Genomic DNA, 23,292 nt, shown 5'->3' with positions numbered 1-23,292 from the left:
TTGCTGAACGCGGTACCCAGCCAAGGGTCTGCGGTGACACGATAGCGACGTGAACGGCGTTGGGCCGCTATCGGAACTGCCAGCCTTGGTGTGCAGTTCGTGTGGCACTGGGTTGCCCGCGGCCTTCAAGTTCTGCCACGAGTGCGGAACGGCAGTTGCAACTGCACCGGCACCTGCCGAATACAAGCAGGTAACGGTGCTGTTCGCCGACGTGGTGCACTGGATGGACATCGCCGCGGCGGTGGGTTCTGAGCGCTTGCGCGAGATCATGGCCGACCTCGCCGACCGCTGCGCGGCGGTGGTACAGCGCTACGGGAGCACGCTCGCACAGTGGACGGGCGACGGGATCATGGCGGTGTTCGGGGCCCCCGTCGCCGTGGAAGACCACGCCGTGCGGGCCTGTCTGGCGGCTTTGGATGTTCAAGAGGAGTCCAAGCGGCTTGCTGTCGAGGTCGCCGAACGCGACGGTATCGAGCTACGACTGCGGGTCGGGTTGAACTCCGGCGAGGTGATCGGGGGCGGGATCGGGTCGGGACAGTTTGGCTACGCCGCGGTGGGTGAACAGGTCGGGATAGCCCAACGGATGGAGTCGGTCGCGCCACCAAGCGGCATCATGCTGAGCACGTCGACAGCCGCGCTCGTCGAAAGCACGGCCGAACTGGGTGATGTCGAATGGGTTCGAATCAAAGGCACCCAAGAACCCGTACCCGCCCGACGGCTGTTGGGCATGGCCGAGCGGCATCGCGTGATCCGGCGTGCGGAGTCCAGCCTGATCGGCCGGCACGGAGAGTTGGCCGCCGTCGCGGCGATGGTGGACCGCGCTATCCACGGTCACGGCGGAGTGGCCAATGTGGTGGGAGCTCCAGGCCTCGGGAAGAGCCGGATGGCCCGGGAGGTCGCGGCGGCCGCAGCCGATCGAGGAGTGAAGGTGGTGTGGGCGTTCTGCGAGTCGCATGCCGGCGGCATCCCGTTCCACGCCGTATCGAGGCTGCTGAGGGCGAGCGTCGGCGTGGATGGGCGACGCGGCGAGGACGCCCGCACGCGGGTCCGAGACCGCTTTGGGCACGCCGATACGCAGGACCTGCTGCTGCTCGACGATCTGCTGGGCATTGCCGATCCCGATGTGGCACTGCCCCAGATGGACCCGGATACGCGACGCAGCCGACTGACCGCGCTGATCAACGCCGCGTCGTTGGCCCGCACCGAAACGACGTTGTTCATCATCGAGGATGCGCACTGGATCGATGCCGTCAGCGATTCTCTGATCGCGGACTTCTTGGCGGTTCTCCCCCGCACCCCCTCGATGGTGCTGATCACCTACCGCCCCGACTACCGCGGCGCGCTGACACAGCTACCCGATGCACAGAAGATAGTCCTTGCCCCGCTGGATGATTCGGACATCACGGCGTTGACCGGCGAGCTGTTGGGATCGGATCCGTCGGTCGGCGAGCTGGCCGCGATCATCGCCGGGCGAGCCGCCGGGAATCCGTTCTTCGCCGAGGAGATGGTGCGCGAGCTAGCCCAGCGCGGAGCGCTGTCCGGCGAACACGGTGGCTACGTCTGCCGCACGAGGGCCGCGGACGTCACGGTGCCACCCACGGTGCAGGCGGCCATTGAGGCGCGCACCGACCAGCTCAGCACCGGGGCCAAACGAACATTGAACGCGGCCTCGGTGATCGGGGCGCGCTTCGGCGCGGAGCTGTTGCCCGCACTGGGCGTCGACGCGGTGTTCGACGAGTTGCTCGCGACGGAGCTGATCGACGAGGTTGATCTCACCGCGGGTGCCGAGTACGCCTTTCGGCATCCGTTGATCCGCACGGTGGTCTACGAATCGCAGCTCAAGTCCGATCGCGCCCGATGGCACCGGAAGCTGGCCGCAGCGATCCAAGAGCGCGCGCCTGGATCGATGGACGACAACGCGGCATTAATAGCCGAACACCTGCAGGCTGCGGGCGAGCTGCGCGAGGCGTACACCTGGCACATGCGGGCCGGGGCGTGGTCCACTAACCGCGATCTGGTCGCGGCCCGAGGTAGCTGGGAGCGGGCGCGCCGCATCGCCGATGCACTGCCTCCCGAGGACCCCGAACACTTGTCGATGCGCATCGCCCCGCGAACCATGTTGTGCGCCACCGACTGGCAAGCCCGAGAAGTCCAAGAGAGCCGCAGTCGCTTCGAGGAACTGCAAGAGTTATGCGGCGCGGCCGGGGACCAGGCGTCGCTGGCCATCGGGATGACCGCGCTGGCCACCGAACTGCTCTACGCGGGCCGCTCACGCGAGGGCGCGCTGCTCGCATCGCAACAGATGGCCCTGTTCGAGTCGATGGGCGATCGCTCCCCGACTATGGGCTTGGCGTTCATGGCTTTCGTCAACTGGCTCTGTGTCGGTGAGTTCGGTGAGATCCTGCGCTGGTCGCAGACCATCGTCGACTTGGCCGAGGGAGATCCCGCCAGGGGCGCCAACTTCGGTGTGGGATCACCCCTGGCGATCGCGTCGGCATGGCGCGGTACCGCCCGATGGTGGCTGGGCCTTCCCGGTTGGTCGCAAGACCTTGACGAAGCGGTCGACATGGCCCGACGCAGCAATGCGGAAACCCTCGGCAGCACCGTCGCCTGGACCTACGGTTTCGCGATGCAACACGGGACGCTTCGGCCCAGCGCCTCGGCGGAACGCGCGTGCGAGGAGGCGGTGCAATCCGCCCAACGGGCCAGCAGCGATCGGGCAATGGGTTTGGCCGGCTACGCGTTAGGTGTCGTGCTCATCACGCGGGACACCGCAGCTGACCGTCATCGGGGGCTGGAACTGATCCTTCAGAGCCGCGCCATCTGGCTGCGCAAGCGCGCACTCTTCCTCATCCCGGTGACCGACGTGTGGGCCGCCCGAGAGACCGCGCATAGCGGCGACCGCGATGCTGCCATCGCGGCGATGCGCTCAGCGGTCGACGAATTGCGCAATGCCGGCAACGTTTTCTACGGAGTTTGGGGCGCCGGCGTCCTGGTGGAGACCCTGCTGGAGCGCGGCGCCGAGGGCGACCTGGCCGAAGCCGAAGAGATAGTCGGCTGGCTGGCGAACCTGCCGGCAGGTCAAGGCTCGGCGATGTGCGAGATCACGCTGCTGCGACTGAATGCACTGCTGTCCCGTACGCGCGGTGACGAAGTCGCCTACTCCGAACTGGCGACCCGCTACCGCGCCATGGCGGAATCGCTGGGCTACGAAGGACACATCGACCACGCGAGGGCGTTTACGAGAACAGCTCCATGAAGTTGTCCAGGGTGCCGATCGCCGCGAACAGCGCCGGTGGAGCACCGAGCAACAGATCGAACGGGACCAGACCTGAATAAGCCGCCAGCGGAAGCCCGATCGCGTCAAGAAGGTCACCGGCCAGAAGCTGGTCGACAAAGATGTTCGCGGCGTACGCCGGGAGGCTGGTGAACAGCGCACCGACCGCGTCGGCGGCGGGCAGCAGCGCTGAGTAGTCGTAGGCCAGCGTGCTGTTGATCATGGTGATGATGTCGGCCACCGGTGAATTGAGCGTCACATCGGAAACCGGGAAGCCGGCGAGCGTGAGAATGCCCTCCATCACATCCTCAAATGTCGGGTTCTCCGGCGCGAATCCGTGGGTGTAGATCGACTCCGCGAACGGCAGCCAGGGCGCGACCTGCTCTTCATAGCTGACCGGATTCGCAATGGCGTTGAGGGCGTCGTTGATTCCCTGCTGCAAGCCGTTGCCCAGTGCCGTAGAAAGCTGCCCCAGGTCGATCTGCGGGAACAACCCGAACGTCGTGGGGACATTCGCCGGCCCCTGATTCCATCCTTCGTCGATGCTGCCGTAGCCCAGGTTCACCAGGATCCGGGTGACGGGTTCCAGCAGGTCATACAGGGGCTTGCCGATCCCTGGGAGAAACAACAGCGGCATCAGCAACGGCAGGTTCTCGCTCGGGATCATGTAGTAGTCGGTGAGGCCTTCCCCGGACAGCGCCGCGGAACCCGGCAGCAGAATCGCACTATCGATCTGCTCCGGGGTGAGGTTGGCATAGATGAAGTGCTGGGTGAAGTTTCCGATCAGGGCATTGAGGACCGACAACAGATTCAGCGGGTAATGCGGAAAGTCGGCGCTGGCGTCGTATTCGAGGCTGTAGATGTCGGTCGGATACAGATCCGACGGGGTCGGTGGGCTGAACGGGAAGTTCGCGGCGGTGAAGGCCCAGCTATTTCCGGCCGGAGAATCGAAGGTGTTCAACAGGCCGCCGTTTGGGTTGTTGACATCGCCCACCAGCACGAAGTGCACCAGGTCGCTGGGGACGCCCGCGTCGCGAAGCTGCGGCATGACCTGCGAGGCCACCGCGGCGCTCTGCGAGTAGCCGAAAACCACGAGGGGATTCTCCGACGTCACCCCGCCTGCGGCGATCTGGTTTTGGATGTCGGAGAGCATGATCGGTTGTCCGTGGCTCACCGACGCCCCGAATCCCATGCTCTTGACACCGGTGATCGGATAGAGCTCGTTGGGCAGCAACGCGGCCTGCATCGTGCCGGTGAATCCGCCAGGCTGCAGATACAGCGTGTTGATCGCATCGAGAAACTGCGGCGGCGGCAGCATCGGGCCACCGCTGCCGTCGTACACCAACGCCGTTCCACCGCTGGCGAGTTGGATGTCGCGGTCCTGGAAGTCTGGCGGTGCCGCCACTGCGGGGGCGGCGATCACACTGGCGCCGGCCGCCATCGCACTTACGGTGAGCATCGCGACCGGCGAGGTCGGTGTCCCCCTCATCGTCCTTCGCGCCGTCACAGTCGGCGCATCTCTCGTGCCAACGCGGCATTCTCGAGAAACGAGTTCAGGTCCGGCGGGTAGTGGATCCGTTCCGGCCGAGTTCCAATGTGGAACATCGCGCCGACGGCTTCGATCGCATGAAAGTGCTTGATGTGCGGCATGTGCAACGGATGGGCGTGTACCGCAGACAACGTGGACATGATGGGTCTTCTTTCTGCTGCGCTGTGATCGGAGAATCGTGACTCGTATCCGACACAGAGAACGCAGTAGTGGACCACTGCAATCTCCCCCGGTTGCACTAGCGCAGTACGGAACTCCGCCCAGGCTTCCGCGCGACGATTCCGCTGGGGCGCACACGCGAAGCGCAGCGAACTGATCTTGCAGACGTCATTGGCGCCGAACGAATTCGAGGTGGCGTCATGCCCCAATACCCGGGTCCACGGCTAACCAGCTATGCCTGCGCCCACCGCAACGCGGTCCGGTGCACGTCTTCAACGGAGCCCCTGTACAGCTCGATGACTTGCAGATTCAGGTCATAGTGCGTTGCGACCCAGCCGATACCGGGCTCGCAGTCAACGCGCAGCAAGGTGCCGTCTTTGGCCCAATCGTGACCGGACGATCGTGGGGCAATCATGTCAATCCTCCCCGCTTTGTACCTGGTATCGACCCCTCCATACCAATCATCACGGGCACAGGGCGGGTGTAGTTCAGTGGTGCACTACTGCAGACTTCCGATCTACCTACGGCGGGGTCGCAGCGCGGCGAGTTCGTCACGGCCATTGGTGTCCGTCTTCAACATGGCTCGATAGATGTGGCTTTCGACAGTACGAACGGAGACGGTCAGTCGCTCGGCAATCTCCCGATTGGACAATCCCGCGCCGATCAACATGACGATCTCTTGTTCACGATCGGTCAGAGGTAGGGGTTCTGCGGCCTGGCGCAGCGCCGGGGTGCTCGCGCCTCCGCATTGTTCGGCCAGGGCAGCGGCGCGGGTCGCGCAGACCAATGCTGTTCCCCGCAGGTCTTGGCGGCGATACCCGATCGCTGCCTGGGCGGCAGCATCGACCGCGGCAACCAGATCCCCCATCCGCTCGAAGTCCTGCGACACCAGGGCCATTTCCGCGGCATCTCCGTCGCGGAGCGCAGCGGCAAACCGTGCGGCCAGACCTACCCGCGGCCCCTCGACGACAGCTTCGAGTTCACGCAATCGGTCGGCACCAGTGCGATCCCCGAACTGAGCGGCGGTCTGCAGACAGATCACTTCCGCCGCGAATTGCCCTTGGACGCGGCCTTTTCGGCCGCCGACCTTACGACGGCGATGGCCTCCTTGACTGTGCCCTGGGCGGCGACCACCCACGCCCGGGCCAGGCTCCGGTCACAATCGAGCAAGCGGAACGGACGTGGCAGCTTGTCGAGCGTGGCCAGGGCAGCGGCAGCCTCGTCGGTGGCACCACGCATGGCCAACGCGGTGATTCCCGGCACGAGATAGCGGTATCCCCAACCGATGGCATGGCTGGCGGACAATCCTGCCTCCGCCTGCTCCAGCAGTCGGCACGCGGCGTCGAGACGGCCGGCACCCAGGGCCGCCAGACCCCCCACGGCGACACCAAGCGATTGCGCGGCCCCCGGTAGCTGGGCGGCCTGCCGGCCGACCCGTTCGGCCGCCTCAACGGCATCGCCGATCCGTCCCGCCATCAGCAAGGCGCCGATTTGTGCATCGGCGATGTTGAAACTCATCTGCGGAGCGTCAAGAGAACGGGCAGCGACGCTATAACCGGCCTCGGCAGTGGCTACGGCCTCGGCCGTGCGCCCCGCGTCCGCGGCGATGGCGGCAAGCACCCAAGCAATCTCAGCGCCGACAACCGCGGGCAACTTCTCTATGTCAAACACTTCGGCGGCCTGCCCGGCCATATCCGGGCGGTCCACGGCAAACCAGTACACCGTGAGGAAGGCATCGACGTAGCTGCGAGCCTGCTGCGGTACGTCGCGCGACGCCTCATCGATGATTTGCTTCGCGCGCTCTGGCTCACCGAGTGCCCAGAGCATGTTGCTGGCCCGCAGAAACGCCAACCTGCCGCGCTCGCCGTCGGCCAAGTCGCTGACGGCGATCTCGGCAAGCACAGTGTCAGCCTCTTGTCCACGGCCCAGCCACGACAGCGCGTGTGCACGAACGAAACTCGGCTCCGGTCCGGCGCCGGCACGGATCGCCGCTCCGGCGAGCCGTTCGGCGAGGGCCAGGTCCGCCAACCAGACGGCGCCACTAGCCGCCCTGACCAGCAATTCGGCGTCAGGGACGAGGTCGGAGTCAAGGCTCAGGGTGGCGCGGCGCACCACCACCTGAATGTCGTCTCGATCATCGGCCGCGGCGAGTTCAGCGGCCACCACTCCACGCAACCGCCGCAGCCGGGTGGCCGGCGCGCGGGTGCGGCGCACTTCACCGTAGAGCGGATGCGCGACCCGTACCTGAACACCGCCGACGATGGACTCCAACGTGATCAGGCCTCGAGTATCGGCCTCCTCAACCGCGACAGGACTGGTGACCCGGGTCAGGGTGGCCAGATCGATTGGCTCCCCAACTGCCAGTGTGTCGATCACATCGCTGATCGGGCCGGGCAAGGTTCCCAAGCGAGATTCGATGAGTTCGACCAAGCTGAGCGGCATGATGGGATCCCCGATCCACCGCCAGTAGCCGCGCTGTTGCACGATCCGGCCGTCGGCCACCTCCTGCTCGACGATATGACGTAGATACAACACGTTGCCGCGAGTCAGCTTCCAGAGTCGCTGAACCGCGTCAAGGTCCACCGGTCCCGCCATAGCCACCGATAGCAGCGTGGTCGTTTCCTCGATCGACAACGGCTGCAGGTCGAGCCGTTCGAACCGGCTAGCCGCCCAAATCTCGTGCACCGCAGCGGGAATGGATTCACCGTCGCGCACGGTGAGAACCACCTTCGCCATGCCCCGTTGCACGATCTGGTGCACGACGAAGGCCGACAGGTCGTCGAGCAGATGCGCGTCATCGACTGCCACCACAACCGTCGCGCCGGTAGGGGCGGAGACCAGCGATTCGATCACCTCCCGCAACAACTGAACCGTGTCGGTGACGCCCGGCGGTGTCCACGCCGCGAACGCACCGAGTGGAATGGCGCGGGCCGAAGATGTGCCTACCGCCCAACGAGTTTCACTGCCCCGCGACTCGGCGGCAGACAGTGCCTCACGTGCGATCCGGCTTTTCCCCACACCCGAGGCACCATGGACAACGATTCCGGATACATCCGAGGCCACGATGGCGGTCTCGAGGGTCCGCATCGCCGCAGGACGGGCGGTCAAAGGCCACGACAAACGCACGACTTCCGCCCTGACCTGACCGTCTCAGCCAACGCAAACCGCGCATCCCCCAGCGGTTGCCTGCCGCAGGTCCGGCACGTGATTGTCCCGCTCATCGCTACGCCGCCGATCCGGAATTTCATCCGACCGGAAAAGAATAGACTTATCCACCCTGACCAGCTACGTATTGCAAAATCGCGAGAACACTTTCCAATAGAGGGGGCTCATGGACACGGTGCTCGTCACTGGCGCATTTGGGCTGGTCGGTTCCGCGGTGGTGCGGCAGTTGGCCGCCCAGGGCCGTGCCGTGGTCGCGACCGACCTCGACATCCCGGCCAACCGCAAAGCGGTCGCCGCACTGCCGGCATCGGTACAAGTGCGCTACGCCGATCTGACCGATCCGGTGGCGGTCGACGCTCTCGTCGGCGCTGTCCGGCCGGCCGCGATCATCCACCTGGCCGCGGTGATCCCACCGTTCATCTACATGCGCCGCGACCTGGCGCGCCGCGTCAACGTCGAGGCCACCGGGCACCTGTTGGCGGCCGCCGCTGCGCAGCCCGAACCTCCGTCGAGCCTCGCTAAACCGCCGCGATTCGTACAGGCCTCCAGCATCGCGGTGTACGGGTCGCGCAACCCGCACACTGTCTCGGGCGTGCTGACCGCCGACACCCCGACCAACCCCGCCGACGTCTACGGCGACCACAAAGTCCAGGCCGAGAAGCTGGTGCGTGCCTCGCAGCTGGACTGGGTGATCCTGCGGTTGGGCGGGGTGATCACCGTGGACCCGGGCTCCTACATGAAGCTCGACAACCTCTATTTCGAGCAGCTGCTCCCCACCGACGGCAGGCTGCAGACCGTCGATGTCCGCGATGTCGCATCCGCGTTCGTCGCGGCCACTACCGCGCCCGTCGTCGGGGAAACCCTGCTGATCGGCGGCGATGACTCGCACCGCCAGGTCCAGGGCGACGTCGCGCCGGCCATGGCCGGTGCGATGGGGCTGGTCAACGGCCTACCCGCTGGCCTGCCGGGCAACCCCGATCGCGACGACGACTGGTTCAACACCGACTGGATGGACTCCAGCCGAGCCCAAGAGGCACTGGGCTTTCAGCACCACTCCTGGCCGGACATGCTGGCCGAGACCGCGGCCCGAGCCGGCGCACAGCGTCACCTGCTGCGACCCGTCGCTCCCCTGGCCCGCGCAATACTGCGAACCCGCTCCCCCTACTACCGCAGCGGCAAGCGGTTCGCCGACCCGTGGCGGGCCATCGCCGACAAGTGGAGTGACCCACGCCCATGAACCACGAATTCACTCCCACCCAACGACGCGCGCTGGCTGTCTTCACCGTGATCGCGCTGATGTTCGGCGCCTATTTCCTGCGCACCTACTTCGTGCTGATCGTGGTGGCCGCGGTCGGCGCCTACCTGTTCAACCCGCTGTTCCGGCTGCTCAACCGCAAGGTGTCTACCGGACTGGCCGCCACCGGGACCCTGCTGGCGGCCCTGGTCGCCGTCATCGTCCCGGTCGGGTTGTCGGTCTTTCTGGCCGTCGTGCAGATATCACGCACCGTCGGCGAGGTCGCCGAATGGGTGCAGGCCACCGACCCCAACGCCCTGGGCGACAAGGTGCTGAAGTTCATCAACGGCGCGCTGGCCAAGGTGCCGTTCGTGCACGTCGAGCTCACCATGGAATCGCTGCGCGGCGCCATGGTGAACGTGGCGCAGAAGGGCGGCGAGCTGCTGCTGCATGTGCTGCAGGGCGCCGTCGGCGGGGTGGTCGGCGCGGTCACCTCGGCGATCATCTTCTTATATGTGTTCCTGGCGCTGTTGACCCACCGCGAGGAACTGCACACCCTGATCCGGCGGCTCAACCCGCTCGGCGGCGAGGTGACCGACCTCTACCTGGCCAAGATGGGCTCGATGGTGCGCGGCACCGTCGGCGGCCAGTTCGTCATCGCCTTCTGCCAGGGCGTCGCCGGGGCCGCCTCCATCTACATCGGCGGATTCCACCAGGCGTTCTTCATCTTCGCGATCCTGTTGACCGCGCTGTCGGTCATCCCGCTCGGCGGGGGCATCGTGACCATGCCGTTCGGCATCGGCATGGCGTTGTTCGGCAACGTCATCGGCGGACTGTTCGTGTTCTTCTTCCACCTGATCGTGGTGACCAACATCGACAACTTCCTGCGCCCGGTGCTGGTGCCGCGCGACGCCCGGCTCAATTCCGCGCTGATGCTGCTCGCCGTTTTCGCCGGGATCGCCATGTTCGGCTTCTGGGGCATCGTGATCGGTCCGGTGCTGATGATCATCATCGTCACCACCATCGACGTGTACCTGGCGGCGTTCTCCAGTGAGGAGACCGGCGAGGAACTGTTGACCGACGGTTAGCGAGCCTCGACGGAGGAGAGGCGAAGCTGGACCGGCGTGGCGATCTCAGACGGTTAGCGAGCCTCGACGGAGGAGAGGCGAAGCTGAACCGGCGTGGCGATCTCAGACAGTTAGCGAGCCTCGACGGAGGAGAGGCGAAGCTGGACCGGCGTCGCGATCTCAGACAGTTAGCTACCGCGTCGCCGGCAGCGGCGGCTGGGACTGCACGCCCGCCGCCATGGTCCGGAACAGCTCCGGGCCGCCAGCACCGGAGATCGCCAGCTGGGCCGCCCCGGCCTTTCCGGCCAACCGGGTGGTCCACACCGGATCGCCGTCGCCCTGGTACACCACCCAGCGGGTGCCGTCGACGTCCTCGGACCCGGTCGGGTGTAGTCCGGGGCTGATGGAGGCGACCAGCGGGACCTCGTCGGCGTTGCTCTGCGTCAGGCTGACATACATCCCGGTCGGGCTGACGTAGCCCACCCGCGAGGTGACCGCCCGCAAACGCTGGCCTTTAGCGTCACTGCGCCCGTCGGTGATGCTGCCGCGGGTGCCGGAGTTGGGCTGCCAGCCCTCCGGCAGCTGCGGCAGTCGGACCGGGAATCCCAGGGTCTGCGCATCGGCCTTGAGTGCGGCGACGGCGTCGTAGGAGGGCACCGGCCCGGCGGTGATGCCACCCGGCCGAAACGCGCACGTCCCGGCCAGACCGGCCAGCGCGACGCAGGCCAAGACCAGCGGCACCAGCGACCAGAACATGTCGCGCCAGTCCTGCAATATGCGTGGTTTGGCAGGCTTGGGCGCCGGTTGGGGCTCTGTGGTCACGGACGCCAGTATCCCAGCTCGCTAGTGCTGATCTGGTTCTGGGAGAATCAACAGCCGTGACTGGCATGACGGGACCCACGCGACGCGAAGCCCCAGACCGCAACCTGGCCTTGGAGCTGGTGCGGGTGACCGAGGCCGGTGCCATGGCATCCGGCCGCTGGGTGGGCCGCGGCGACAAGGAAGGCGGCGACGGCGCGGCCGTCGACGCGATGCGTGAACTGGTGAACTCGGTGTCCATGCGCGGCGTCGTGGTGATCGGCGAGGGCGAGAAAGACCACGCGCCGATGCTCTACAACGGCGAAGAAGTGGGCAACGGCGACGGCCCCGACTGCGACTTCGCCGTCGACCCGGTCGACGGCACCACACTGATGAGCAAGGGCATGCCCAACGCCATCTCGGTGCTGGCGGTGGCAGAGCGCGGCGCGATGTTCGACCCGTCGGCGGTGTTCTACATGAACAAGATCGCCGTCGGCCCGGAGGCCGCGGACGTGCTCGACATCACCAAGCCGATCGCGGACAACATCGCTGCGGTCGCCAAGGTCAAGGGCCTGTCCGCCCGCGACATGACGGTCTGCATCCTGGACCGGCCCCGGCACGCCCAGCTCATCGCCGACGCACGGGCCACCGGCGCCCGCATCCGGCTGATCACCGACGGCGACGTGGCCGGCGCGATCTCCGCGTGCCGGCCCAACTCGGGCACCGACATGCTCGCCGGCATCGGCGGCACCCCCGAGGGCATCATCGCCGCCGCCGCGATCCGCTGCATGGGCGGAGCGATCCAGGCCCAGCTGGCGCCCACCGATGACGCCGAGCGGCAGAAGGCCATCGACGCCGGCTACGACCTGGACGCGGTGCTGACTACCGAGGACCTGGTCTCCGGCGAGAACGTCTTCTTCTGTGCCACCGGCGTCACCGACGGCGACCTGCTCAAGGGCGTGCGCTACTACCCCGGCGGCTGCACCACCCAATCGATCGTGATGCGCTCCAAGTCCGGCACCGTCCGGATGATCGAGGCCTACCACCGGCTGTCGAAGCTCAACGAGTACTCGGCCGTCGACTTCACCGGCGACTCCCACGCCGCCTACCCCCTGCCCTAACCGTCAAGCGAGGACCGGAAAAGCTATGAGCGAGATCGAATACCGCATCGAACACGACACCATGGGCGAGGTCCGGGTACCGGTGACCGCGCTGTGGCGCGCACAGACCCAGCGCGCGGTGGAGAACTTCCCGATCTCCGGGCGTGGCCTGGAGCGCACCCAGATCCGGGCGCTCGGCCTGCTCAAGAGCGCGTGTGCGCAGGTGAACGCCGACCTGGGTCTGCTGGCCCCGGAGAAGGCCGCCGCCATCAAGGCCGCCGCCGCCGAGATCGCCGACGGTAAGCACGACGACCAGTTCCCCATCGACGTGTTCCAGACCGGCTCGGGCACCAGCTCGAACATGAACACCAATGAGGTGATCGCCTCGATCGCCGCCGCCAACGGCGTAACGGTGCACCCCAACGACGACGTGAACATGTCGCAGTCGTCCAACGACACCTTCCCGACCGCCACCCACATCGCGGCCACCGAAGCCGCAGTGCGCCACCTGATTCCGTCGCTGCAGGTGCTGCACGACGCGCTGGCCGCCAAGGCCGTCGAGTGGCGCACCGTGGTGAAGTCGGGCCGCACCCACCTGATGGACGCCGTCCCGGTCACCCTGGGTCAGGAATTCTCCGGCTATGCCCGCCAGATCGCCGCCGGCATCGAGCGTGTGCAGGCCACCCTGCCCCGCCTGGGTGAGCTGGCCATCGGCGGCACCGCCGTCGGCACCGGCCTGAACGCCCCGGACGGCTTCGGCGCCAAGGTGGTCGAGGTGCTGGTCGCCGAGACCGGGATCACCGAGTTGCGTACCGCCGCAAACTCGTTCGAGGCCCAGGCGGCGCGCGACGGCCTGGTCGAGGCATCGGGCGCGCTGCGCACCATCGCGGTGTCGCTGACCAAGATCGCCAACGACATCCGCTGGATGGGATCGGGTCCGCTGACCGGCCTGGCCGAGATTCAGCTGCCCGATCTGCAGCCGGGCAGCTCGATCATGCCGGGCAAGGTGAATCCCGTTCTGCCCGAGGCGGTCACCCAGGTGGCCGCGCAGGTGATCGGTAACGACGCGGCGATCGCCTGGGGCGGCGGCAACGGTGCCTTCGAGCTCAACGTCTACATCCCGATGATGGCCCGCAACATGCTGGAGTCCTTCACGCTGCTGTCCAACGTCTCGCGCCTGTTCGCCGAGCGCTGCATCGTCGGACTGGTCGCCAATGAGGAGCACCTGCGCGAACTGGCCGAGTCCAGCCCGTCGATCGTGACACCGCTGAACTCCGCGATCGGCTACGAGGAGGCCGCCGCGGTGGCCAAGCAGGCCCTCAAGGAGCGCAAGACCATTCGCCAGACCGTGATCGACCGCGGCCTGATCGGCGAGAACCTGTCGGAGGCCGAGCTGGACAAGCGCCTCGACGTGTTGGCCATGGCCAAGGTAAAGGACTAATCCGCCAGGCCGCGGATGAACCCTGACCCCGCCGCGGCCGCGCTGGGCCGGGCGACGCTGGCGAAAGTCTCTCGTCGGCTCATCCCGTTCCTGGCGCTGCTGTTCTTCGTCAACTACCTGGACCGGGTCAATATCGGCTTCGCCGGGCCCAACGGCATGAACGCCGAACTGGGCCTGACCGCCACCACTTTCGGCTTCGCGTCGGGGATCTTCTTCTTCGGCTACCTGTTGCTGGAGATACCCAGCAACATCGCGCTGCACAGGTTCGGTGGTCGACGCTGGCTGGCCCGCATCATGTTGACCTGGGGAATCGTCAGCACTGCAATCGCTTTCGTGCCCAACGTCGCGACGCTCGTCGCGCTGCGGTTCCTGCTGGGCGTGGCCGAAGCCGGCTTCTTCCCGGGCATCATCCTTTACCTCACCTTCTGGTTCCCGGCGAAGCACCGGTCCCGGGCGGTCTCGCTGTTCATGGTGTCGGTGCCGGTGTCGACGGCCATCGGCGCCACCCTGTCTGCGCTCGTCATCGACTGGGGCCACGGTGTTTTCGGCCTGGCCGGGTGGCGGTTCATGTTCCTTGTCGAGGGAGTGCCGGCCATTGCGCTGGCGTTCGTGTGCTGGCTCTACCTGACTGATCGCCCCGCTCAAGCCGACTGGCTCGACGCCGACGAGCGGCGGTGGCTGGAATCCACCTTGGCCGACGAGCGAGCGGCGGCCGAGGCCGGTCAGCACTGGCCGCTGCGCAAGGCGCTCAGCCACCCCAGGATCCTGGCCCTGGCGTTCGTCTACTTCGGAATCGTCTACGGGCTGTACGCCGTTGGATTCTTCCTGCCGACCATCATCTCGGGATTTCAGCAGCAGTACGGCAGCCACCTGAGCATCATCGGGCGCGGTCTGGTGACCGCCATCCCCTACGCCATCGCCGCGGTCGTGATGGTGCCCTGGGCACGCCACGCCGACCGGACGGGCGAGCGTGTCTGGCACGTGGCGATCCCCGCGATCGCCGGCGGGATCAGCATTCCGGCGGCGCTGTATATGTCCAACCCATATCTGGCCATGGTCGCGATCACCGTGACGACGTGCTCGATCATGTGCGCCATGCCGGTTTTCTGGGCACTGCCCTCGACGTTTCTCACCGGGACCGCGGCGGCCGGTGGCATCGCCCTGATCAACTCGCTGGGCAACATCAGCGGTTTCGGCGGGCCCTACGTCACGGGTTGGCTGACCGATCTGACCGGCGACGGCAAGGCCGCGCTCTGGGTGGTCGGGGCCTTCTCGCTGGCCTCGGCCGCCGTCGTTCTCCGGCTCGGTTCCGCCCCGAAACCGGCTCAGCACAGGCAGATCCCGCGCTAGCGCTAGTCGACTCGACGGAATCAGAGCTGGGGCCGATAGGCACTTGCGGCGAAAGCGGATATCGGCGCGCTGGCCACACGGCAGTGAAGGTCCTCCCTGGTCAGAGGGTGCCTCAGCTGATCACGGGAGCCTGAGTAAGCACGGCCATACCGCCAATACCGTCTACACTGACTGGCGGCGGCCACATGATGTCACCCTGATTCGCTGGCCAGATCGGGGTGATCACAAGTCCAAGCAGTTCAGACGGGCTGATCTTTGCGGCGATACCCGTACGCGCGTCTTTGACACTGCCCATCACAACAAAGACGACATTAAGCAATCGTAGCTGCCATTCGTAGGCGGCCTGGACGCTCGCTGACGCGCCTTGCCGTACCGTTAACTCCACCGGCTTGTATTTCACCTCGGCAAGATGCTCACCGCGAACCGGGTCATCTGGGATGGAAGCAGCGCCGATCCAGATTTGAGCATGCTGGGGCGGATTTCCTGTCAAATAGAATTCGTCACGATGTTCGACCGGAAATCGCAATCGCCCATTGACATAATGGGACACAACTGCCGTCTTAAATGCCCATCGGGCAAGAGTGAGTTGGTCGGCATTATTGAATACAATTCGCGACTGCGACTCATCAGGCAGAGAAGCCCGGTTGAACATCTCTATGAACAGCGGCTTCGCGCGCTCTTCAACCAGACTCATCCATCCGTTGTTGCACTTGGCACATACTATCTTGAGTTTCTTATTGAACACTCCTGCGTATTGAATAATCGGCTGGCTGCCATCGTCCCGCTGGATCTCGTGGATACCTTCACCGGAGTAGCCGAGGCCTCGGAGCCAGTCCCCGAAGATATGCTCACGCGTAAGGGGCGGTTTGGCTCTACAAAAGATGCATTGCACCCGACTTGCCTCGCGAATACCAGTCCGCTTTTTCGCCAATGTGGCCTCCATCTGGCTCCGAACCCATTTATATTAAATGTCAGACATGTTATCAGGATTGCAGCAATCTTCATCGCCATAACACCTCGCGAAAACGGCAAATAGCTCCAGCACTTCAGAACGCATCCGTGTTGCGCTGCCTCGATGCCTTGCTCGGCACCCGAACCTGGACCACGAGCACGGCCGTAGCGCTGTCCCTGCCGTCGCATTCAGGTCATTAAGTGCGCGCTAGCACTACCAGACCAGCGGCGCCAGATACTTTTTCGCGTAAGCGCTGACCGCCTGCTCGTCAGCCGGGTCGAGCACCGACGTCGACACCTGGGCGATCGAAGCGGCCAGGCGCACATGCAGTTCGGCGGCAGCCACCAAGTCGGTGTCCGGCATGGTGGCTCCGGCGGCGCGTAGCGCCTTGGCCATCGCGCTCGACGCGCTGTCCAGGAATGCCTCGGCCTCCTGGTACATCCCGGCCATCGTCGGCACACCGGCGTCCAGCCGCAGCAGCTTCCGCACCACCGGATCGGTGGTGAGCAGCCGCAATCCGGCGCGAAACGCCGCAACCGCCGCGTTCTTCGGCCCGGAGTCCACCGCGACGGTGCGCAGCTGAACCATCGCATTGTCAAAGGCCCGGCGACCGAGCTCGGTGATCAGTGCGTCGCGCGTCGGGAAGCGCCGGTACAAGGTGCTGCGACTGACCCCCGCCTGGCGGGCGATGACATCAAGGCTGGCGCGGCCCACCCCGACCAGCCCGACTTCTTCGGCGGCCGCTTTGAGGATGGCCGCCTCCTGCTCGGCTGGGCTCGCGGTACTGCGTCGCGATGTCATCGGCACCAGTGTGTCATCCCATCGGGCAGCCGCCGGGCGGCGCAAAGGAATCCAGCGCGACCGAGCGGTGCATCTTCACCAGCTTCTCGTACTGCAACCGGTTGTAGGCCAGCGGCACCAGCACGACGCGATCGGGCAACACCCGCCACGCCATCTGCAGCAGCTGGGTGTAGAAGTTGAACTCGACGTCGTGGTGCGGCTGCCACCGGAAACCCGTCAGCTCCAGAACCCCGGGGTGCATGATCCCGAACGAACAGATCTTGACCACGCGGCCGGCTCCCGCGCTGAGGACCGACCACAGCGGAGCAGCCGCGGCCCGAACCGGGGCCGGCAGGGCCGACGGCAACGGCAACTTGCCCAGCCCGGCGGTGACCCGATCCAAGAACGGGTTGGCCGCCAGGTCGGTCTGCACCATCTGGTCGTAGTACTCGGCGGCCTCGACATAGGTCACGGGGAACTTGCCGGCCTTGCCGGGCAGCTCGAGAGCGCTGAACGCCTCGACCAGTTGCTGGTAGGCCGCCTCCCGCTCGGCGTCGTTCCATTTGATGCCGGTGACGGGGGTGAACGAATTGAGGGTCACGAACATGCCGCTGACGGCAATCCAGTTCCACAGCCGCGGGTTCAGCGCGCTGTAGCGGACGTCGGAGAAGTCGCCCTTGCCGTGGCCGTGCACGTCGCGGTGCATCCGCTTGAGTCGCTCGCCTTCGGCCGCGCGGTCCTCGGCATCACCCCAGATGGCAAGCAGGGCAGAGAATCCGCTGCGGATGGCGCGGTCGGTGAAGTTGCGTTCGAAGCGCCCGGTCTTGTCCACCGCGGCGGCCACCGGCACCAACGCCACCTCGTCGAACGCCGCGGCGCCGAACAGGCCCGACAGCACGCTGCCGGAGTGCCTGCGGAACTGGGCCATCACCTCGGGCCGAACCCGAGCGGCAGGGTCGATGCTGGTGACATGACTGATCACTGCCGTCATCTGTGGCCTCCTCGGCTCGCTTGACACAAAGAATAGTTTTTTGTGTCAAAGTGTCAATAGGTCCACGTCGCTAGACGAGAGCGGGTCGTCGCGCCCCAACTCACGTAGCGGCATCCCACCCCTGCTCGGGTGCGCCATTGCAGATGCGGGTGGACACCCAAGTCCCAGGACCCGGGCCGCCGAGGACCGCGAGGCAACCACCAAGAACGGCCGTGATCTGACCGTTGGGCTCGATGGTCCAACGCCGACTGTTCCAACAGGCCAGGACATGCGCCGCCGCCGAACCTTCCACAGTCAGGCACTGCCCGGGGAAAGCCGCACTCTCGAGTCGTCCATCATCGGTGAGATTCCAGCGCTGGGAGTCCATCCCATTGCAAGGGTTGATCACCACCGGGCTGAAAATGCCCATACCCGGGGCGTCCAGACACACATCTCCTAGCCGGCTTCTCAGCTGAATTGGGCCGTCGGCACTTGCCTCACCATTGCTCAGCACCGCGATACCGAACACCGCGCCGAATAGGACCAGGGCCTGGCGCACCTTGCCTTGCGACCGGGATACCTTCACTTCGGCTCCGTCCTGTCGTTCTGAGTTACCTCATCCGCCAGTACAGCCGATGTGCCGCAAGCACAACGGCTCTTCGCCCAATGTCGGTCCGCGAGACGCACACCGACAAGACTCGGATCGGGGCCACGGTCACGCCCCGTTGTTGGGTCCCCCGGAATTGGCCCCGGCAATGTCGGTGATCGGGAAGTTCGGCATCGGTGGCGGCGACGGCGTCGCGGGCAGTCCGGGGATGTCGGCCGGCGGGATGTCATGCAGTGCGTTGACCGGCGGGCCGTTCTCCCGGCCCCCGTACACGCTGCCCGGCGTGCGCGAGCCGAGCAGCTGGCTGACCGTAACCACGTGGTAGCCATTGGCTTTGAGCACCGGCAGGAACTGGTAGACCAGATCCACGGTGGACGAGTAGGTGTCGTGGAACAACACCACCGACCCGGGCTTGATCTGGGTCATCAGCATGTAGCGGGTGGCATTGGTGTCGGCGTCGTTGATCCAGTCGAACGGGATGACATCCCACAGGATCGCGGCCTGCCCGGCCTCGGCGGCCCGCGCGTTGACCGCCGCATCGGTCAGCCCTCCCGGTGGGCGCCACAGCGTCGGCGTGATGCCGGTGGCGGAGCGGATCGCGTCGGTGGCCTTGGAGAACTGCGCGGGCACATCCGCAGCCGGGATCGTGGTCATGTTCGGGTGTTCCCAGGTATGACTGCCGATCTCCATGCCGGCATCGGCGATCCTCTTGGCGCCTGCCGGATCAGCCGCCACCTTGTTGCCGATCAGGAAGAACGTGGAGCGCGCACCGGCGTCGTTCAAGATCCCCAACAGCCGATCGGTGTAGGGCGAGGGACCGTCGTCAAACGTCAGCGCCACACACTTGTCCACGGCGCAGTCCACCGGCTCGGCCGACGCCTCATGGACATGGCTGGTGCAGGCGCCGAGCACCGCAACGGCCATCGCAACAACACCGACATGCCAGGGTTTTGCCACCCCGGCAGCCTACCGGGGGCTCAGCCCATGTCGGGTCCGCTGATCTCCTCGAGCATCTCGGTGACCAGGGCGGCGATCGGCGAGCGTTCGCTGCGCAGCAGGGTGATGTGCGCGAACAGCGGGTGGCCTTTGAGCTTCTCGATCACCGCCGCGATCCCGTCGTGCCGCCCGACCCGCAGGTTGTCGCGCTGCGCCACATCATGGGTGAGCACCACCCGCGAGCCGGTGCCCAGGCGCGACAGCACGGTCAGCAGCACGTTGCGCTCCAGCGATTGCGCTTCGTCGACGATCACGAAGGAGTCGTGCAGCGAGCGGCCCCGGATGTGCGTCAGCGGCAGGACTTCGAGCATGCCGCGCGACAGCACCTCTTCGAGCACCGCCGGGCTGGCCAGCCCCTCGAGGGTGTCGAACACCGCCTGAGCCCAGGGCCCCATCTTCTCGTTCTCACTGCCCGGCAGATAGCCCAGTTCCTGGCCGCCGACGGCGTAGAGCGGGCGGAACACCACCACCTTGCGCTGGGTGCGCCGCTCCAAGACTGCTTCCAGGCCGGCACACAGCGCCAGCGCGGACTTGCCGGTGCCGGCCTTGCCGCCGAGTGAGACGATGCCCACCGATTCGTCGAGCAGCAGATCCAGCGCCACCCGCTGCTCGGCGGAACGTCCACGCAGTCCGAACGCCTCCCGGTCGCCGCGCACCAGCTGCACCCGCTTGGCCGCGTTGACCCGGCCCAAGGCATGTGAGCTGCCGGCCAGAAGCCGGATTCCGGTGTGGCACGGCAGGTCCCGAGCAACGGCCAGGTCGATTTCGCCCTCGTCGAACAGCGCGTCGACGTCCTCGACAGACGCCTCGACCTCGTCCATCCCGGTCCAGCCGGAGACGATGACATCCTGGGCGTGGTATTCGTCGGCGGCCAGACCGAGAGCGGAGGCCTTGACCCGCAGCGGAATGTCCTTGCTCACCAATGTGACTCGGCGTCCCTCTGCCGCCAGGTTGGCCGCACAGGTCAAGATCCGGGAGTCATTGCTGTCCGTGCGGAACCCGGTCGGCAGCACCGCCGGGTCGCTGTGATTGAGCTCGACGTGCAACGTACCGCCCTGTGTCCCAACGGGAATGGGCTGGTCAAGCCGTCCATGCTCTAGCCGCATGTCGTCGAAGATGCGCAGCGCCTGGCGGGCGAACCAGCCGAGCTCGTGATGGTGGCGTTTGGCCTCCAACTCGCTGATGACCACCAGTGGGACGACAACCTCGTGTTCGGCGAACCGGGTGCAAGCCCACGGGTCCGATAGCAGTACGGAGGTGTCGAGCACGTACGTCCGGATTTCAGGCACTAAGCGCTCCAGCGGTGAGGGCACGCGCGACCCCGCGCGAACATTTCGACGGGGGGCACGGCACAGAACCGGGGCCGGTCCTGTCGTAATCACGACCGGTGGTGCCGATGAGACAGCGAAGCGTGTGGCTAGCCATCGATTGCGACGGTACCCCCGTCGGCGCGTGCGCGCTGCGCAGGCGCGCCGGAGTTTTCAGCCGATGACGAACGGCTTGAGGTCGGGGTTGGCGGCCAAGCCCCAAGCGCTGATTCGGTCGGAGATCACCCGACGCAATTGGTCGGGCCCGAAGATGCCGGCCTCGGCAAGTTCGGCCTGCCGGTCGGCGTAGGCGTCGATGTCGGCGCCGACGACCTTGAGCTCGGCGGCCCGGGCCGCGATCGCGGCCACCGTCTCGTCGTGCACGAAGTCCAGGCAGTGCGCGACCAGGTTCGCGAAGAACTCCTCGTGACGCTCCTCGTCGCCGGCGATCCGCCCGATCAGCCCCTTGAGCACCGGCTCATCGGTCTTGTCGGCCAGGTTGCGGCAGAACTCGGCGCAGGCACGCTCGTAGAAGGCCATGAACACCAGCGTCTCGACCTGGCTGTAACGGTCGGCGCGGTAGCCCTTCTGCACGTGCTCCATGCGCACCCGCTCGTTCTCGTCGGGGTCGATCTCCCGGGTCACGATGAGGTACTCGCGCAGTGCGATGGCGTGCAGGTGCTCTTCGGCGGTCCACCGGCCGATCCAGCGCCCCCACTTGTCCTCGAGGATGAAGTGCTCGACCAACTCACGGTGGTAGCCGGCCAGGCTGTCCTTCTCGACGAGCAGGATCTCGCAGGCGTCGGTGATCAGCTTGGGCAGCGTGACCTGCGACGGGTCCCAGTCTTTGCCGCCGAGAAACGCGAAGTTCTGGCCCTGCTCGAACGGCACGAAGTCGTGCGCGTACCACGGGTCGACCGTGTCGATGTGTCGGACCAAGTTCGCGTCGACCACCGGCTCCAGCTCGCGGATCAGTGCATTAGCAACGGGACGTTCAGCCATGAAAGTAACTGTAACCCGAATTCACACTATCCTGTCAACTCGGGGTACGGCGTGTTCCCGCCAAACGCGGGCGACCCCGTGCTGTCAGGCGAGCTTCCAGTCCTCCAGGCCGTCGTACAGCGGGAAGTCCTGCGCCAGCTTGGCGACCCGGGCCCGCAGCGCCGGCACGTCAGCGGCCGAACCTGCCGCCAGCGCGGTAGCGATGACATCGGCGACCTCGGTGAACTCGGCGTCGCCGAAACCACGAGCGACCAGCGCCGGGGTGCCCACCCGAAGCCCGGAGGTGACCATCGGCGGCCGCGGGTCGTTCGGGACGGCGTTGCGGTTGACGGTGATGCCGACCTCGTGCAGCAGGTCCTCGGCCATCTGGCCATCCAGCGGCGAGTCGCGCAGGTCGACGAGCACCAGGTGCACGTCGGTACCGCCACTGACCACCGAGACACCCGCCTTGGCCACGTCGGCGGCCAGCAGCCGCTCGGCGATGATCTTCGCGCCGGAGAGCACCCGCTGCTGGCGCTCGGCGAACTCCGGGGTGCCGGCGATCTTCAGCGCGACGGCCTTGGCGGCGATGACGTGCATCAGCGGGCCGCCCTGCTGGCCCGGGAAGACCGCCGAGTTGATCTGCTTGGCGAACTCCTTCTTGCCGACGATCAGACCGGACCGCGGGCCGCCGAGGGTCTTGTGCACCGTGGTGGACACCACCTGGGCGTGCGGCACCGGCGACGGGTGCAGCCCCGCGGCCACCAACCCGGCGAAGTGCGCCATGTCCACCCACAGCGTCGCGCCGACCTCGTCGGCGATGGACCGGAACGCCGCGAAGTCGAGGACGCGCGGGTAGGCCGACCAGCCGGCGATGATCACCTTCGGCTTGAACTCCAGCGCCTGGGCGCGCACCACGTCCATGTCAACGCGGTGGGTGACCGCGTCCACCCCGTAGAAGGCGTTCTCGTACAGCTTGCCGGAGAAGTTCAGCCGCATCCCGTGGGTCAGGTGTCCCCCGTTGGCCAGGTCCAGGCCCAGCAGGCGGTCGCCGGGCTCCATCAGCGCCTGCAGCACCGCGGCGTTGGCCTGCGCACCCGAGTGCGGCTGGACGTTGGCGAAGTCGGCGCCGAACAGTTCCTTGGCACGGTCGCGGGCGATGTTCTCCACCACGTCGACGTGCTCGCACCCGCCGTAGTAGCGCCGGCCCGGCAGGCCCTCGGCGTACTTGTTGGTCAGCACGCTGCCCTGTGCCTGCAGCACCGCCCGCGGCACGAAGTTCTCCGAGGCGATCATCTCCAGCGTGTCGCGCTGACGCCCCAGCTCCTTGCCGAGCAGCTCGGCGATGTCGGGGTCGAGGTCGGCCAGCGGGGTCGACATGGTGGATGCGGGGCGGGTGTTCGGTGCGGCAGTCACGCACTCCAGTTTGGCACGCGGACCTTCGCTCGATTGCCGCAGGCCAGCGAACGCTCCCCTGGCGTCGACGGTGCGGATTTATCCGCAAATCACGAGGTCCGGTGTGTAAATCCACACACTCACCCGACCGGCCCGGTCTGGTC

The 23,292-nt window shown here is 66.3% G+C and carries 20 protein-coding genes; 6 read left to right on the top strand and 14 right to left on the bottom strand.

The window, feature by feature from the left end:
- Positions 1–49 precede the first annotated feature (49 nt).
- Positions 50–3,259 (top strand): adenylate/guanylate cyclase domain-containing protein, encoded by a 3,210-nt coding sequence (locus MJO54_RS06085; RefSeq protein WP_316252238.1) that lies wholly within the window; start codon positions 50–52, stop codon positions 3,257–3,259.
- Here the strand turns inward: MJO54_RS06085 and MJO54_RS06080 are convergent.
- From MJO54_RS06080 to MJO54_RS06065, 5 genes are all read right to left on the bottom strand, one after another.
- Positions 3,240–4,766, bottom strand: a complete 1,527-nt coding sequence (locus tag MJO54_RS06080; RefSeq protein ID WP_082957476.1) for a PE-PPE domain-containing protein — start codon at positions 4,764–4,766, stop codon at positions 3,240–3,242. The two genes, MJO54_RS06085 and MJO54_RS06080, sit on opposite strands and share 20 nt — an antisense overlap.
- Positions 4,767–4,780: 14 nt before the next feature.
- Complete coding sequence (locus tag MJO54_RS06075; protein ID WP_064890947.1) at positions 4,781–4,966, bottom strand: hypothetical protein; 186 nt, start codon at positions 4,964–4,966, stop codon at positions 4,781–4,783.
- Between the two features lie 251 nt (positions 4,967–5,217).
- Positions 5,218–5,400 (bottom strand): hypothetical protein, encoded by a 183-nt coding sequence (locus tag MJO54_RS06070; RefSeq protein ID WP_046283841.1) that lies wholly within the window; start codon positions 5,398–5,400, stop codon positions 5,218–5,220.
- A gap of 102 nt (positions 5,401–5,502) precedes the next feature.
- Entirely contained in the window at positions 5,503–6,027 is a 525-nt protein-coding gene (locus MJO54_RS23745) for a helix-turn-helix transcriptional regulator (protein WP_350355696.1), read from the bottom strand.
- The gene (locus MJO54_RS06065; RefSeq protein ID WP_350355695.1) at positions 6,024–8,072 is read right to left on the bottom strand and encodes an AAA family ATPase; all 2,049 of its coding nucleotides are present in this window, start codon (positions 8,070–8,072) and stop codon (positions 6,024–6,026) included. Before MJO54_RS06065 ends, MJO54_RS23745 begins: the two co-directional genes overlap by 4 nt.
- A gap of 244 nt (positions 8,073–8,316) precedes the next feature.
- On the opposite strand from MJO54_RS06065, the gene MJO54_RS06060 reads away from it, so the two are divergent.
- Positions 8,317–9,387 carry an NAD-dependent epimerase/dehydratase family protein gene (locus MJO54_RS06060; RefSeq protein WP_064890943.1) on the top strand — a complete coding sequence of 357 codons (1,071 nt, stop codon included), beginning with the start codon at positions 8,317–8,319 and terminating at the stop codon, positions 9,385–9,387.
- Positions 9,384–10,472: an AI-2E family transporter gene (locus MJO54_RS06055; protein ID WP_046283838.1), complete on the top strand. Its 1,089-nt coding sequence runs from the start codon at positions 9,384–9,386 to the stop codon at positions 10,470–10,472. The genes MJO54_RS06060 and MJO54_RS06055 overlap by 4 nt, the downstream gene beginning before the upstream one ends.
- 171 nt (positions 10,473–10,643) lie before the next feature.
- Here the strand turns inward: MJO54_RS06055 and MJO54_RS06050 are convergent, their stop codons facing one another.
- Positions 10,644–11,273, bottom strand: coding sequence for a DUF4245 domain-containing protein (locus MJO54_RS06050; RefSeq protein WP_046283837.1), 630 nt, complete (start codon positions 11,271–11,273; stop codon positions 10,644–10,646).
- A gap of 65 nt (positions 11,274–11,338) precedes the next feature.
- Between MJO54_RS06050 and glpX the strand changes: the two genes are divergently transcribed.
- The 3 genes from glpX to MJO54_RS06035 are packed head-to-tail and all read left to right on the top strand — an operon-like array spanning position 11,339 to position 15,140.
- A complete protein-coding gene (gene glpX / locus MJO54_RS06045) occupies positions 11,339–12,370 on the top strand; it encodes a class II fructose-bisphosphatase (RefSeq protein WP_174549810.1) in 1,032 nt (343 codons plus the stop codon).
- A 25-nt stretch (positions 12,371–12,395) separates the two neighbouring features.
- Positions 12,396–13,790 (top strand): class II fumarate hydratase, encoded by a 1,395-nt coding sequence (locus MJO54_RS06040; RefSeq protein ID WP_046283836.1) that lies wholly within the window; start codon positions 12,396–12,398, stop codon positions 13,788–13,790.
- 15 nt (positions 13,791–13,805) lie between these two features.
- On the top strand, positions 13,806–15,140 hold the full coding sequence (locus tag MJO54_RS06035; RefSeq protein WP_064890941.1) for an MFS transporter: 1,335 nt from the start codon (positions 13,806–13,808) through the stop codon (positions 15,138–15,140).
- Positions 15,141–15,252: 112 nt separating this feature from the next.
- On the opposite strand, the gene MJO54_RS06030 is transcribed toward MJO54_RS06035, so the two are convergent.
- The 8 genes from MJO54_RS06030 to glyA all read right to left on the bottom strand — a co-directional run bounded on the left by MJO54_RS06030 (position 15,253) and on the right by glyA (position 23,113).
- On the bottom strand, positions 15,253–16,083 hold the full coding sequence (locus tag MJO54_RS06030) for a hypothetical protein (RefSeq protein ID WP_133165027.1): 831 nt from the start codon (positions 16,081–16,083) through the stop codon (positions 15,253–15,255).
- Positions 16,084–16,305: 222 nt separating this feature from the next.
- Positions 16,306–16,893, bottom strand: coding sequence for a TetR/AcrR family transcriptional regulator (locus MJO54_RS06025; protein ID WP_064891009.1), 588 nt, complete (start codon positions 16,891–16,893; stop codon positions 16,306–16,308).
- Positions 16,894–16,906: 13 nt separating this feature from the next.
- The gene (locus tag MJO54_RS06020; RefSeq protein ID WP_064890938.1) at positions 16,907–17,863 is read right to left on the bottom strand and encodes an oxygenase MpaB family protein; all 957 of its coding nucleotides are present in this window, start codon (positions 17,861–17,863) and stop codon (positions 16,907–16,909) included.
- 100 nt (positions 17,864–17,963) lie between these two features.
- Entirely contained in the window at positions 17,964–18,428 is a 465-nt protein-coding gene (locus tag MJO54_RS06015) for an Rv1419 family lectin (RefSeq protein WP_082977698.1), read from the bottom strand.
- 129 nt (positions 18,429–18,557) lie between these two features.
- Positions 18,558–19,373: a polysaccharide deacetylase family protein gene (locus tag MJO54_RS06010; RefSeq protein ID WP_082957475.1), complete on the bottom strand. Its 816-nt coding sequence runs from the start codon at positions 19,371–19,373 to the stop codon at positions 18,558–18,560.
- 53 nt (positions 19,374–19,426) lie between these two features.
- A complete protein-coding gene (gene phoH2, locus MJO54_RS06005; RefSeq protein WP_065153676.1) occupies positions 19,427–20,734 on the bottom strand; it encodes an RNA 5'-3' helicase PhoH2 in 1,308 nt (435 codons plus the stop codon).
- 192 nt (positions 20,735–20,926) lie between these two features.
- Entirely contained in the window at positions 20,927–21,754 is an 828-nt protein-coding gene (locus MJO54_RS06000; RefSeq protein WP_065153626.1) for an acyl-ACP desaturase, read from the bottom strand.
- An 84-nt stretch (positions 21,755–21,838) separates the two neighbouring features.
- Entirely contained in the window at positions 21,839–23,113 is a 1,275-nt protein-coding gene (gene glyA, locus MJO54_RS05995) for a serine hydroxymethyltransferase (RefSeq protein WP_046285485.1), read from the bottom strand.
- Between the last annotated feature and the right edge of the window lie 179 nt (positions 23,114–23,292).

Origin of the sequence: Mycolicibacter virginiensis, from assembly GCF_022374935.2 — a bacterium.
Lineage (GTDB): Bacteria > Actinomycetota > Actinomycetes > Mycobacteriales > Mycobacteriaceae > Mycobacterium > Mycobacterium virginiense.
The sequence above is the reverse complement of the archived record's forward strand: the minus strand, read 5'-3'. Positions and strand labels throughout refer to the sequence as shown.

What these genes read in the sequence shown, in the direction of transcription:
- MJO54_RS06040 (WP_046283836.1), top strand. Translation starts at nt 12,396, where the DNA reads ATGAGCGAGATCGAATACCGCATCGAACACGACACCATGGGCGAGGTC.
- glyA (WP_046285485.1), bottom strand. Translation starts at nt 23,113, where the DNA reads ATGTCGACCCCGCTGGCCGACCTCGACCCCGACATCGCCGAGCTGCTC.
- MJO54_RS06020 (WP_064890938.1), bottom strand. Translation starts at nt 17,863, where the DNA reads ATGACGGCAGTGATCAGTCATGTCACCAGCATCGACCCTGCCGCTCGG.
- MJO54_RS06055 (WP_046283838.1), top strand. Translation starts at nt 9,384, where the DNA reads ATGAACCACGAATTCACTCCCACCCAACGACGCGCGCTGGCTGTCTTC.
- glpX (WP_174549810.1), top strand. Translation starts at nt 11,339, where the DNA reads ATGACGGGACCCACGCGACGCGAAGCCCCAGACCGCAACCTGGCCTTG.
- MJO54_RS06035 (WP_064890941.1), top strand. Translation starts at nt 13,806, where the DNA reads ATGAACCCTGACCCCGCCGCGGCCGCGCTGGGCCGGGCGACGCTGGCG.
- MJO54_RS06080 (WP_082957476.1), bottom strand. Translation starts at nt 4,766, where the DNA reads ATGAGGGGGACACCGACCTCGCCGGTCGCGATGCTCACCGTAAGTGCG.
- MJO54_RS06030 (WP_133165027.1), bottom strand. Translation starts at nt 16,083, where the DNA reads ATGGAGGCCACATTGGCGAAAAAGCGGACTGGTATTCGCGAGGCAAGT.
- MJO54_RS06075 (WP_064890947.1), bottom strand. Translation starts at nt 4,966, where the DNA reads ATGTCCACGTTGTCTGCGGTACACGCCCATCCGTTGCACATGCCGCAC.
- MJO54_RS06000 (WP_065153626.1), bottom strand. Translation starts at nt 21,754, where the DNA reads ATGGCTGAACGTCCCGTTGCTAATGCACTGATCCGCGAGCTGGAGCCG.
- MJO54_RS06060 (WP_064890943.1), top strand. Translation starts at nt 8,317, where the DNA reads ATGGACACGGTGCTCGTCACTGGCGCATTTGGGCTGGTCGGTTCCGCG.
- MJO54_RS06010 (WP_082957475.1), bottom strand. Translation starts at nt 19,373, where the DNA reads ATGGCCGTTGCGGTGCTCGGCGCCTGCACCAGCCATGTCCATGAGGCG.
- MJO54_RS06070 (WP_046283841.1), bottom strand. Translation starts at nt 5,400, where the DNA reads ATGATTGCCCCACGATCGTCCGGTCACGATTGGGCCAAAGACGGCACC.
- MJO54_RS06065 (WP_350355695.1), bottom strand. Translation starts at nt 8,072, where the DNA reads ATGCGGACCCTCGAGACCGCCATCGTGGCCTCGGATGTATCCGGAATC.
- MJO54_RS06025 (WP_064891009.1), bottom strand. Translation starts at nt 16,893, where the DNA reads ATGACATCGCGACGCAGTACCGCGAGCCCAGCCGAGCAGGAGGCGGCC.